The following is a 12,155-nucleotide window of genomic DNA, read 5'->3' as shown; positions in this document are numbered from 1 at the left end:
TCAGCGGGCCGACCACCCGTACGTCCAACGAAATAGCGGTGTGCGACGCATCGGTCCCTAACGCGGGGGCAACCGGTGCAGGTGTACCTCTGTGAGGCGGCCCTCGGCCACCGTGGCGGTCATGTAGGTGCAGTGCGGCTGGCGGCGGCGGTCGGTCGGCGAGCCCGGATTGAGCAGGCGCAGGCCGGTGGGGGCTGTGGTGTCCCAGGGGATGTGGCTGTGCCCGAAGACCAGGACGTCGGTGTCGGGGAAGCGGGCGGCGCAGCGTGCCTCACGGCCCTGGGCGGCGCCCGTCTCGTGGACGACGGCGAAACGCAGGCCACCGAGTTCGACGTACGCCACCTCGGGGAGCCGGGCGCGCAACTGCGGTCCGTCGTTGTTGCCGTACACCGCGACAAGCCTGTCGCTGCCGGCTTCCAGCAGGTCGAGGGTGGCCGTGTCGACCCAGTCCCCGGCGTGGAACACGACGTCGGCACGCGGGAGTTCGGCGAGCAGCGGCTCGGGGAGCGCCTTGGCCCGCCGCGGGAGATGGGTGTCGGACATCAACAGGAGGCGCACGGCGGCAGGTTACTCGTGCCGCGCCGAAAGGACCGGCAGGCCGGGCGCGACCGCGCGCCGCGACACGCCACGCGTTCTCACCGGAGGGCCGAAGACGGACAGCAGGTCGGAGGGCGTTAGCATCTGCCAACGCGTACCAGCGACATCACCCAAGGCAAGCAAACTGAGGGGGCCCGGAGCCCGATGCCGGTGAAGGTCAGCGTCATCGTTCCCGTCTACAACCCGGGGACCTACATCGAGGACTGCATCGCCTCGTTACTGAGACAGTCACTGCCTCCCGAAGAGTACGAAGTGGTCTTCGTCGACGACGGTTCCACCGACGGCACACCGGCCCGCCTCGACGAGGTGGCCGCCCAGGACCCCAGAGTGACGGTCGTCCACCAGGAGAACTCCGGGTGGTCGGGCAAGCCCCGCAACGTGGGGATCGCCGCCGCCGAGGGCGAGTACGTCATGTTCGTCGACAACGACGACTACCTCGGCGACGAGGCCCTGGAGCGGATGTACGACTACGGGGTGGCCAACGGCGCCGACGTCGTCGTCGGCAAGATGGCCGGCAAGGGTCGGCCCGTGCCGGTGGAGTTGTTCCGCCGCAACCATCCGCACGCCGACGTCGAGAACGCCCCGCTGATCGACAGCCTCACCCCGCACAAGATGTTCCGCCGGAAGTTCCTCGACGACATCGGGCTGCGCTTCCCGGAGGGCAGGCGGCGGCTGGAGGACCACGTCTTCGTCACCGAGGCGTACCTGCGCGCGGGCAACGTCTCCGTGCTGAGCGACTACGTCTGCTACTACCACGTCAAGCGAGACGACGCGTCCAACGCCGGCTTCCAGCGCTTCGAGCCTGCCGGATACTTCGAGAACCTCCGCGAGGCCCTCGACGTCGTCGAGAAGTACACCGAGCCGGGACCGCTGCGCGACCGTCTCCTGCGGCGCTGGCTGCGCAACGAGATGGTCGAGCGCATGCGCGGGCGGCGCCTGCTCAAGCTGCCCGCGGACTACCGCAGGGAACTGTTCGACGAGATCCACGGGGTCGTCGTCGAGCGCTTCGGGCCCGGTGTCGCGACGGGGCTCCAGCCGACGCAGCGGATCGTCGCCGCGTTGATCGCCGCCGACCGGTTCGACGACGTCGTCGCGTTCGCCGAGTGGGAGGCCTCCGTCGCCCTCAGGGCGGAGCCGACGGGCGTGCGGTGGGAGGACGGGGCGCTGCACGTCGGCTTCGCCGTCGAGTACGCGGTCGGCGGTGAACCGATGACGTTCCCGGCCGGGCCCGCCGGTGCACCGGCGTCCGGTCCGCCGCGGGACGTCGCCGATGCGGTCGCCCGGGTGGCGGCCGACAGCGTCGCCCGTTTCGGGACGGCCACGGCGGACCTGCTGCTGCGCGAACGCGCCACCTCGGCACAGTACTTCCAGCCGGGCGAGGTCACCCGGGAGATCGTCCCGGTCGGGGAGGGCGAGCGGGTCCGGCTCGTGCTGCGGGTCACGGCCGTCGTCGACCCCGCCAGCGCGGCCGACGGCGTCCCGGTGGGCGCCGGGCTGTGGGACTTCTTCGTCCGGGTCAAGCTGGGCGGCTGGACCAAGGACTGCCGCCTGGGTCCGGTCCGTCCGGTCCCCCGCAAGGACCGGACCGCCGCGTCCGCCGGGGTGGTGGCCGGCCGGGTGGTGCTGCCGTACTGGACCGACCCGCACGCCCATCTCGCCCTGGCCGTCGACAGCGCGGACAAACGGCTGGGCCTTGGCAGTCTGTCCCCCGAAGACGTCACCGTCACCGGCGACCGGCTGCGCGCGCCCCTGCCGCTGTACCTGCCTGGCGACACCGAGGTGCTGCTGCGGCTCACCGGCCCGGCCTCCCGCGACGTCCCCGGCACGCTGTCGCCGTCCCCGGACGGCCCCGGAGCGCTGCTGGAGGCCGTGCTGCCCGTCGGCGACCTCAAGGGCGGGACCTGGCGGGTGGCGCTGTGCCCGGCCCGCACTGCCCGCGAGTCACGTTTCCTCACGCTGCCGCCGGCCCTGCGCGTCGGGCCGGGCGGAGTACAGGTGGTGCGTCCGCCCGGGCCCGGTGTCGTACGACGGCTGACACGCCGGGCTCGGCGCCTGGTCCGGCGGGTCCGGGGGATGGCTGCTTCCCGGGTCAGGGCTTGGAGAGCGTGAGAACCGGCGATCGCTGAGGACCGAGGGCGCCTGGGTATCGGGGCCCTCGGTCTCCGGATTCCCCGGTCTTCCAGGACGCCGAGGGGCCGTCGCTCGCGAAGGCGGAGCGGTCCGGGACTGCTGCGGTCGTACCGGACCTGCTCCGCCTTCCACGAGGGTCTGCGCGGCCCGCGGATCAGCGGCTGACGGCGATCTTCTCCAGGGCCGTGCGCAGCGGCTCCCAGCCGCGGGAGCGGCCGACGCCGATGTTGCGGGCCTTGGTCATCGGGCCCCAGAACGGGGCTTGCAGCAGGTCCTTCGGCGGCACCGCCCGGACCCGTTCCAGGATCGCCTCGGGCACCTTCTGCGGGTCCGGCACGTCGAACTCGGCCATGATCTCGTCGTACTTGTCGTGCAGGACCGTGTTGTCCGGGTCGGCGCCGAAGATCACGAGCTGACCCGTGGGCTGGGTGTCGACGAAGACGGTGACCAGGTCGGGGCGGTAGCGGCCGAGGATCTCGGCGACCTTGTAGACGTCCCCGGTCCAGGCGCCGGTGTGCCGGTCGCGGGCGGCCTCGTCGATGTTGCGGGGCAACATGTCGTCGAGGACGATCACGCTGGACCAGTCGGAGTGCTTCTCCACGTTCATGAAGTCGCGCAGCGCGAACTCGAACAGGTGCATGCCGTCGATGAACGACAGGTCGAGGGTGGTGCGCCGCCAGTAGCCGATCGGGCTGCGGCCCCGGCGCAGGTTGCGCACCGGGTGACGACCGCCCTTGAGGTGGCCGAGCGGGTTGTCCCGGGCGAAGAAGTCGTCACTGGTGGCCTTCACCAGGTGGACGTCGCACCGGATCTCGGTGACCACCTTGAACGCGGGGTCGATCGCGATGGAGGGAACGCGGGACAAGGCGAGACTGCGACCGTCGTTGACCCCGATTTCGAGGTAGTTGCGGTTGGCGCTGACCTTGTGCAGCTCCCGCAGGAACTCATGGCGTTTCACGCAGGGGACTCCTTGCGGATCCGGAAAAGGACTTCGTGCAGGGTGGGGCGGGGTGCGGGCCGGGAAGGCCTCGCAGCCGACGGAGCGCACCCGGTCCGGGTCGGCGCCGAGGAGGCGGAGCGCCTCACGGGCCGAGTCGTACCTGGTGCCTCGCCGGAGTCGGTGGTGTGCAGGATGCCGCTCGTGTCGTGCCCGGGTATGGAGCCCGCGCCGGTGACCGGCCTCATGATGTGCCCTGGAGTGCGGCGCGTCGCTTCAGTGGCTCCCACCAGGCACGGTTGTCCCGGTACCAGGCGACGGTGTCGGCGAGTCCCGCCGTGAAGTCGTGCCTGGGGCGGTAGCCGAGTTCGGTGCGGGCCTTGGTCCAGTCGACGGAGTAGCGCAGGTCGTGGCCCTTGCGGTCGGTGACGTGATCGACCCGGTCCCAGTCGGCCCCGCAGGCCTCCAGCAGCAGGCCGGTCAGCTCGCTGTTGCTCAGTTCGGTGCCGCCGCCGATGTTGTAGACCTCGCCCGCGCGGCCCCTGGTCCGTACGAGGTCGACGCCCTGGCAGTGGTCCTCGACGTGCAGCCAGTCACGGACGTTGCGGCCCTCGCCGTACAGCGGGACGTTCTTCCCGTCGAGGAGGTTGCTGATGAACAGCGGAACGACCTTCTCGGGGAACTGGTGCGGGCCGTAGTTGTTGGAGCAGCGGGTGACGCGGACGTCCAGGCCGTGGGTGTGGTGGTAGGCGAGGGCGAGCAGGTCGGAGGAGGCCTTGGAGGCGGAGTACGGGGAGCTGGGCCGCAGCAGGTCCTCCTCCGTGGCCGAGCCGGTCGACACGGAGCCGTAGACCTCGTCGGTGGAGATGTGGACGAAGGGTGCCACGCCGTGCCGCAGGGCCGCGTCCAGCAGGGTCTGGGTGCCGACCACGTTGGTGAGGACGAAGTCGTCCGCGCCGGTGATCGAGCGGTCGACGTGCGACTCGGCGGCGAAGTGCACGACCTGGCCGACGTCGGCCATCAGCTTGTCGACGAGTTCGGCGTCACGGATGTCGCCCTGGACGAACTCCAGGCGGGGGTGGTCGAGTTCGAGGTTGTCGAGGGTGCCGGCGTACGTGAGCTTGTCGAGCACGGTGATCCGGGGCGCGTCGGACGCCTCGTCGGCGAGCAGTGTGCGGACGTAGGTCGAGCCGATGAACCCGGCGGCACCGGTGACGAGGAGGTTCATGTGTGGATCTGCACCTTGCTGTGGTCTCCGAGGACGAGACGGTGGGCGCTGGGCACGTGGGGGGCGGGGGTCACCTCGACGTGGCGGCCGACGAGTGAGGACTCGATCCTGCCGACACCGTCGATCGAGGAGTTCCGCAGCACGATGGAGAACTCCACCTCGCTGTCGGTGATCCGGCAGTTCTCCGCGATGGAGGTGAAGGGTCCGATGTAGGAGTCGCTGACCAGCGTTCCGGCGCCGACGACGACGGGCCCGACGATGCGTGACCTGACGATGCGCGCCCCCTCCTCCACGACGACTCGCCCGATGGTCTCGGACTTGTCGTCGACCTCGCCGTCGATCCGCGCGTCCATGGTCTCCAGGACCCTGCGGTTGACCTCCAGCATGTCCTCGACGTTCCCGGTGTCCTTCCAGTAGCCCTGGATGACGGTGGAACGTACGTCGGCGTGGACGTCGATGAGGTGCTGGATGGCGTGGGTGATCTCCAACTCGCCGCGCCAGGACGGCTCGATGGCGTGCACCGCCTCGTGGATCGCGGACGTGAACAGGTACACCCCGACCAGGGCGAGATCGCTCTTGGGGTGTTCCGGCTTCTCCTCCAGACGCGTCACGCGCCCGTGCGGGTCGAGTTCGGCGACGCCGAAGGCGCGGGGGTCCGGGACCCGGGTGAGCAGGATCTGGGCGTCGGGCCGGTGCTCGCGGAACTCGTCGACGAGATCGGTGATGCCGCCGACGATGAAGTTGTCGCCCAGATACATCACGAAGTCGTCGTCACCCAGGTAGTCCTGTGCGATCAGGACCGCGTGGGCGAGTCCCAGGGGTCTTTCCTGGGGGATGTAGGTGATTTCCAGACCGAACTTCGAGCCGTCCCCGACTGCTTCCTGGATCTCGGCGGCGGTGTCGCCGACGACCACTCCGACGTCGGTGATACCGGCCGCGGCGATCGATTCCAGGCCGTAGAAAAGGACAGCTTTGTTCGCAACGGGCACCAGCTGTTTGGCCGACGTGTGCGTGATCGGCCTCAACCGTGTACCGGCGCCGCCGGACAACACGAGAGCCTTCATCTGCGTCACCTTAGCCCGGCCGAACGGACCATGGCGAGCGCATGGCTTGCGCGTTACGGCCTGCGCACCGCGGTCAGTCCTCGCCCCTGAAGATGTTCCCCTCGCGGCCCGGCTGCGTCGCGGGCCGGGTGCTTTCGTCCTCCACGGCGGGCAGGCAGGTCAGCAGGGCGCGTTGGCCGCGCAGGCGGCGGGCCCTCGACCAGCCCGTCTCGGGCCTGCGGGCAACGGGTTTCTCACTGGTCTGCGCGGTCACGGCGCTTCATCTTCCTTCTGCGTCCGATCCTGCCTCCGGCCGCTGAGGGTCCGGGGCTCTGCGTCCTTCCGAGCTGTACCACCGGGTCCCCGACGGCGGTCAGGTCAAACCGGCGCCCCCTCCCGGGCGCCGGGTTAGCACTTTCGTGCAAGCTGTCGTCCTCAGGTGTTGGGCCGGGCCACGCTGATGTCGCCCAGGGCCGTCTCGGGATCGCGTTCCATCGCCAGGTCGGCGAGGGCCACGATGCCGACGGGGCGGCCGCCCTCGACGACCGGGAGCCGGCGTACGGCGTGCTCGCGCATGAGCTCGACGGCGTGGTCCAGGTCGTCCTCGGGGGTCAGGGTGACCAGGTCGTCGCTGCACGCGCCGGCCACGGTGGTCTGCTCAGGGTCGCCGCCCTCGGCGAGCGAGCGCACCACGAGGTCGCGGTCGGTGACCAGGCCTCGCAGGTCGTCGCCGTCTGTCACGATGACCGCGCCGAGGTCCTGGTCGCGCATGATCCGGGCAACCGCCGTGACGGAGGTCTGCGGTTCCACGGTGACCGGCGCGCTGGTCATGATGTCACTGACGTGCTGGGTCATGACGTTCCTCCCTGCTCGGGGTTCCCTGCCTCGGGTACCCCGGTGGGCGGGCCGTCGTCACGCCTCCAGCGGGATCTCGCTCCACACCTGCTTGCCGCCGCTGACGGGCACGGTCCCCCATGCCGTCGACATGGCCTCGACGAGGAGGATGCCGCGGCCGCCGGTGGCCTCCCAGCCGATGCTGGTCGGCTTGACGGGAGTGCGCGGGGAGGAGTCCGAGACGGCCACGCGCAGCCGGTGGTTGATGCGCATGAGGTCGAGGCGGACCCTGCCGTCGGTGTGGACGAGGGCGTTGGTGACGAGCTCGGAGACGACCAGCAGGACGGTGTCCGTCGCGTCGGCCGGGACACCCCAGGTGCGCAGGGTGCGGCGGGTGAAGCGGCGGGCCTGCCCGACGGCCTGGGGGACGCGCCACACGGTCCAGCCCTCGCGCTGCGGGCGCACGGCCAGGCCGTCGTAGCGCATCAGGAGCAGGGCGACGTCGTCGCTGCGGCGGGCGTTGCCCAGCAGGGCGTCGGCGACGAGTCCGAGGTGGGCGGGGTCGGAGACGGCGAGCTCCTGGGCGAAGCGGTCCATGCCCTCGTCGATGTCGGCCTCGTGGGACTCGACGAGGCCGTCCGTGGTCAGTGCGACGACCGTGCCGGGTTGCAGCCTGAGCGGGCTCATCGGGAAGTCGGCCTGCCTCACCACGCCGAGCGGCGGGCCGCCGTCCGCCTCGGGGATCTCGGTGCTGCCGTCCGGGTGACGCAGCACCGGCGGCAGGTGTCCGGCGCGCACGTACCAGGCGGAGCCCTCCTCCAAGTCGATGTCGACGTAGGCGCAGGTGGCGAAGAGGTCGGTCTCCATGTCCATGAGGAGGCGGTTGGCGTGGGAGACGACGACGTCCGGGGGGTGGCCCTCGACGGCGTAGGCACGCAGGGCCGTGCGCATCTGGCCCATCAGGGTGGCGGCGCCCGCGCTGTGACCCTGGACGTCGCCGATGACGAGCGCGACGTGGTTGTCGGGCAGCGGGATCACGTCGTACCAGTCGCCGCCGAGCTCGAGGCCTGCCGTGCTCGGCAGGTAGCGGGCGACGGCGACCGCGCCGGGCAGTTTGGGCAGGCGGCGCGGCAGCAGCTGGCGCTGGAGCATGCCGACGAGTTCGTGCTCGGCGTCGAAGGCGTGGGCGCGCATCAGGGCCTGCCCGGCGAGGCCCGCCGAGGCGGTGAGCAGGGCGCGTTCGTCGGTGCCGAAGTCGTGCGGGGTGTCCCAGCCGATGAGACAGGCGCCCGCCATGCGGCCGACTCCGGGCAGCGGCAGCACCGCGAGGCCGCCGGGGCCGACCTCGGCGAGGGCGGGTTCCAGGGCGGTGCCGGCGGGCCAGATCCGGGCGCGGCCCTCGCGCAGGGCGGCGGCGAGCGTGGGCATGGCGCGCACGGGCGCGTCGGGCCATTCGGAGCGCCACTCCGTGCGCCACAACTCGGGCCAGGCCTCCGGTTCGGGCGGGTCGAGGACGGTGACGACGAGACGTTCGCCCTCCAGCTCGGCCAGGGCGATCCGGTCGGCCCGCAGCGGCCCGCGCAGTGCGGAGACGACGGCCTGGCTGACGTCGCGGACGGTGCCCGCGATGGCGAGGGCGGCGGCCAGGCGCTGGACGCGGGCCACGTCGGTGACGTCGGAGCGCAGTTTGGAGGCGTCGCCGACGGTGCCCACGAGCCGTGCCGGGCGGCCGTCGCCGCCGGGCAGAAGGCGGCCGCGCAGCCTGAGCCATTTGGGCGGTCCGGTGGGCTGCAGGACCCGGAACTCCAGCTCGCGCTCGCCGATGGACATGTGGTCGGCCTCCACCACGGACATCAGCGAGGGGAGGTCCTCCGGCACGGTCAGGCCGAGCAGGGTCTCGACCTTGCCGTCGAACTCGTCGGGGCCGATCCCGAACAGCTCGAGGATCTCGCCGCCGACCTCGACGCGCCCGGTGTCCATGGCGAGGCTGAAGGCGCCCGCGGCCAGTTCGCCGCCCTCGATCCGCTCGCCCGGGGCGGGGAGGTCGACGGCGTCGGCGATCAGTTCGAGGCATTTGCGGCCGTCGGTGTCGAAGCCGGCCGCGTCCTCGCTGACGGCCAGCAGGCAGGCCCCGCCGTCGTCGCCGTGCGTGGGCAGGGCCGCCAGGTGGAACTCCCGCGACGGTGCCCGCCGGGCCTCGGCGAAGGCCGCGAGCTCCTCGGGGCCGAGCCACACCGGCCGTCCGTCGCGCAGGGCGTCGGCCACCGGGGAGCGGCCGGAGCGGGCGTAGGTGTCGCGCAGCCCGTACAGCCTCCTGGGCACACCGGCGGACTCGACCAGGCAGAGCTGGTCGCCGCCCGCACCCGGGGCGTACAGGGCGGCGAACGTCGCACGCGCGAAGACGAGCCCCTGTTCGAGAACGCGGCGGAGCCGTTCGGGTGATTCCGGATCGTCCATGAGCGCTGCGAGGGCAACTTCGGCACGCAACGTTCTCGTTCCGCGTCCCGCCGCGCCCTCACTGACCACGTCCGCCATTACAACGCTTATGGGGCACCTGCGCAGCCCCTGTGGCCGTTCCGTGGAGCCACGGGACGATCCGTGCTCGAAACTCCCCGAACATGTCTTTACGCATGCGTTCCGCACGGTGAGCCCGTGACAGGCGTGACTGTCCGTGGCCGCGGACCCGCTGGAAGGCTCGTTGCCGGTTCCACGGAGGGGGACGCATGGACAAGCGCTACGAGGTGTACGCACTCGCCGACAGACACTTCTACGAGACGCCGGACCGGTTGTCCGCGGAAGGCCGGGAGGCGGCGCCGCTGTACGAGACGGCGCGGCGCGAGGTGCCCGAGGGCTGGGAGGCGGCACGGATCGGCGACTGGCTGACGCTGACGCCGCTCGGCCCGGACGGCTCACCGGTGCCGGGTCCGGCCCAGGGCTGGAAGATCCACGCCTCCGCCACCCGGGCGAACGCGGAGCAGACCGCCGCGATCGTGTGGGACTACTGCGTGCCCCGCCGCATCCCGTTCAAGTTCGTGCCGGGCCCGCACCTGCTGCACCTGCGCAACACCAAGTACGCGGGCCGCGACACCAGCGGCAAGTTCGTCACCGTCTACCCGGCCGACGAGGAGCAGCTGCACACCGTGCTGCGCGAGCTGGGCGGGCTGCTGGAGGGCTTCGAGGGGCCGTACATCCTCACCGACCTGCGCTGGTACGACGGTCCGCTCTACGTCCGCCACGGCGCTTTCGCGCGCGCCTTCATCGTCGACGAGCGCGGCTCGCTCGTGCCGGCGGTGCGCGACGGCGAGGGGCGGCTGGTGCCGGACCGGAGGGCGCCCTCCTTCCAGGTGCCGGAGTGGGTGACGCTGCCCGCCTTCCTGGAGCCGCATCTGGCGGCGCGCAACGCCACGACGGTGGGCGAGCTGCCGTACCGGATCGAGAAGGCGCTGCACTTCTCCAACGGCGGCGGGGTGTACGCGGGCACCGACATCCGGGACGGCAGCAAGGTCGTCCTGAAGGAGGGGCGTCCGCACGCGGGGCTGGCCTCCGACGGAGCCGACGCGATCACACGCCTCGAGCGGGAGAAGTACGCCCTGGAGCAGGTGTCGGGGACCGGTGTGGTGCCTCAGGTGCGGGACTGGTTCACGCTCGGCGACCACCGTTTCCTGGTCATGGACTTCCTTGAGGGACGGCCGCTCAACTCCTTCTTCGCCGAGCGGCACCCGCTGCTCACCCCGGACCCCGATCCGGAGGCGGTGGCCGCCTACTCGGCGTGGGCGGTGCGCATCCACGGGGCCGTGGAGCGGGCGGTGGAGGCGGTGCACGCGCGCGGGATCGTCTTCAACGACCTGCATGTCTTCAACATCATGGTCGGCCCCGACGAGGAGTCGGTGTCCCTGCTCGACTTCGAGGCCGCCGCCCCCGTCTCCGAACAGGGCCGCCAGGTCGTCGCCCACCCCGGGTACTTCGCCCCGCCGGACCGCACGGGCATCGACATCGACCGGTACGCGCTGGCCTGCCTCCGGCTCGCCCTGTTCCTGCCGGTCACCACGCTGTTCGTGGTGGACCGCGGCAAGGCGGCCCACCTCGCGGAGGTCGTCGCGCGCCAATTCCCGGACGTACCGAAGGAGTTCCTGGACGAGGCGGTCGCGGAGATCACACGGGACGTGGCCGCGCGGCCGTCGTCGCCACCGGTTTCCTTCGTCGAGCCGGGCGACTGGCCCTACAGCCGCGACTCCATGGTGAAGGCGCTCCTCGCCTCGGCCACGCCCGAGCGCGACGACCGGCTCTTCCCCGGCGACATCGCCCAGTTCTCCGACGGCGGCGGCCTCGGCCTCGCGCACGGTGCGGCGGGTGTGCTGTACGCGCTGGAGGCGGTCGGTGCCGAGCGGTACGACGAGGGCGAGCGCTGGCTCCTCGACCACACCGCGCCGCCGCCGGTCGGCACGCCGCTCGGCCTCTACGACGGCCTCGCGGGCGTCGCCCACGTCCTGGACCTGCTCGGCCACCGGCAACGGGCCCTGGACCTGATCGACGGCATCCTCGAGGAGCGCTGGCAGAACCTCTCCTCCGACCTGCACGGCGGGCTGGCCGGGCTCGGCCTGGTCCTGGGCGGCCTGGCCGACACGACCGGCGAGAAGGAACTCGCCGAGCGGGCCGCCGAGGCCGCGCGGATCCTCGTACGACGACTCGCGGAGCCGCGCCCCGCCACGCCCCGGCGGCGGGCCGGTCTGCTGCGAGGGTGGAGCGGGCCCGCGCTGTTCCTGCTGCGGCAGTACGAGCGGACCGGCGAGCCGGAGCTGCTTGCGGCGGCCGGCACAGCGCTGCGCCGGGACCTGGAGAGCTGTGTGACCCGTGAGGGCGGTTCCCTGGAGGTCGACGAGGGCTGGCGGACGCTCCCGTACCTCGGCGACGGCAGCGCGGGGCTCGGGATGGTCCTCGACGACCACCTCGCTCACGCCGCCGACGACACCGGGGAGTTCGAGCGGGCCCGCGCCGGCGTCCTGACCGCGGCCACCTCCCGCTTCTACGCGCAGCCCGGCCTCTTCCAGGGCCGCGCGGGGATGATCCTGCACCTCGCCCGCACCACCACGCCCGGTGCCGGCGACGAACGGCTCGGCGAGCAGATCGCCGGGCTCGGCTGGTTCGCCATGTCCTACCAGGGCCAACTGGCCTTCCCTGGACACCAGATGATGCGGCTGTCGATGGACCTGGGCACCGGAACGGCAGGGTGCCTGCTCGCGCTCGGCGCGGCCCTCGACGACCGGGCGACCGCGCACCTGCCGTTCCTGCCGCCGCTCGGGCGGCCCCCACAGCGCGGCTCCGCAACCTGACGGAGTCGTGACCCAACCCCGTCCCCACGGGTGGACGACCTAGAGGAAGGACACGA

General features: G+C 71.8%; 9 protein-coding genes. 2 read left to right on the top strand and 7 right to left on the bottom strand.

The window, feature by feature from the left end; translation table 11 throughout:
• Positions 1–57: 57 nt before the first annotated feature.
• Positions 58–558 carry a metallophosphoesterase family protein gene (locus ADK57_RS27035; protein WP_053752183.1) on the bottom strand — a complete coding sequence of 167 codons (501 nt, stop codon included), beginning with the start codon at positions 556–558 and terminating at the stop codon, positions 58–60.
• A gap of 183 nt (positions 559–741) precedes the next feature.
• Here ADK57_RS27035 and ADK57_RS27030 point away from each other — a divergent pair, with 183 nt between their 5' ends.
• Complete coding sequence (locus tag ADK57_RS27030) at positions 742–2,706, top strand: glycosyltransferase family 2 protein (RefSeq protein ID WP_053752182.1); 1,965 nt, start codon at positions 742–744, stop codon at positions 2,704–2,706.
• Positions 2,707–2,881: 175 nt separating this feature from the next.
• Here the strand turns inward: ADK57_RS27030 and ADK57_RS27025 are convergent, their stop codons facing one another.
• From ADK57_RS27025 to ADK57_RS27000, 6 genes are all read right to left on the bottom strand, one after another.
• The gene (locus ADK57_RS27025) at positions 2,882–3,685 is read right to left on the bottom strand and encodes a methyltransferase type 11 (RefSeq protein WP_053752181.1); all 804 of its coding nucleotides are present in this window, start codon (positions 3,683–3,685) and stop codon (positions 2,882–2,884) included.
• A gap of 223 nt (positions 3,686–3,908) precedes the next feature.
• The gene (gene rfbB / locus ADK57_RS27020; protein WP_053752180.1) at positions 3,909–4,892 is read right to left on the bottom strand and encodes a dTDP-glucose 4,6-dehydratase; all 984 of its coding nucleotides are present in this window, start codon (positions 4,890–4,892) and stop codon (positions 3,909–3,911) included.
• Positions 4,889–5,956, bottom strand: coding sequence for a glucose-1-phosphate thymidylyltransferase (locus tag ADK57_RS27015; protein WP_053752179.1), 1,068 nt, complete (start codon positions 5,954–5,956; stop codon positions 4,889–4,891). The genes rfbB and ADK57_RS27015 overlap by 4 nt, the downstream gene beginning before the upstream one ends.
• A 73-nt stretch (positions 5,957–6,029) precedes the next feature.
• Positions 6,030–6,209: a hypothetical protein gene (locus ADK57_RS27010; protein WP_053752178.1), complete on the bottom strand. Its 180-nt coding sequence runs from the start codon at positions 6,207–6,209 to the stop codon at positions 6,030–6,032.
• A 161-nt stretch (positions 6,210–6,370) separates the two neighbouring features.
• Positions 6,371–6,790, bottom strand: a complete 420-nt coding sequence (locus ADK57_RS27005; RefSeq protein ID WP_053752177.1) for a CBS domain-containing protein — start codon at positions 6,788–6,790, stop codon at positions 6,371–6,373.
• 57 nt (positions 6,791–6,847) lie between these two features.
• Positions 6,848–9,304, bottom strand: coding sequence for a SpoIIE family protein phosphatase (locus ADK57_RS27000; protein WP_053752176.1), 2,457 nt, complete (start codon positions 9,302–9,304; stop codon positions 6,848–6,850).
• Between the two features lie 188 nt (positions 9,305–9,492).
• Between ADK57_RS27000 and lanKC the strand changes: the two genes are divergently transcribed.
• Complete coding sequence (gene lanKC, locus ADK57_RS26995) at positions 9,493–12,099, top strand: class III lanthionine synthetase LanKC (RefSeq protein ID WP_053752175.1); 2,607 nt, start codon at positions 9,493–9,495, stop codon at positions 12,097–12,099.
• The last annotated feature ends 56 nt before the right edge of the window (positions 12,100–12,155 follow it).

The organism is Streptomyces sp. MMG1533, assembly GCF_001279775.1.
Taxonomy (GTDB): Bacteria; Actinomycetota; Actinomycetes; order Streptomycetales; family Streptomycetaceae; genus Streptomyces.
The sequence above is the reverse complement of the archived record's forward strand: the minus strand, read 5'-3'. Positions and strand labels throughout refer to the sequence as shown.

Coding starts and splice junctions, on each gene's coding strand:
- lanKC (WP_053752175.1), top strand. CDS start 9,493: ATGGACAAGCGCTACGAGGTGTACGCACTCGCCGACAGACACTTCTAC.
- ADK57_RS27005 (WP_053752177.1), bottom strand. CDS start 6,790: ATGACCCAGCACGTCAGTGACATCATGACCAGCGCGCCGGTCACCGTG.
- ADK57_RS27030 (WP_053752182.1), top strand. CDS start 742: ATGCCGGTGAAGGTCAGCGTCATCGTTCCCGTCTACAACCCGGGGACC.
- ADK57_RS27000 (WP_053752176.1), bottom strand. CDS start 9,304: ATGGCGGACGTGGTCAGTGAGGGCGCGGCGGGACGCGGAACGAGAACG.
- rfbB (WP_053752180.1), bottom strand. CDS start 4,892: ATGAACCTCCTCGTCACCGGTGCCGCCGGGTTCATCGGCTCGACCTAC.
- ADK57_RS27015 (WP_053752179.1), bottom strand. CDS start 5,956: ATGAAGGCTCTCGTGTTGTCCGGCGGCGCCGGTACACGGTTGAGGCCG.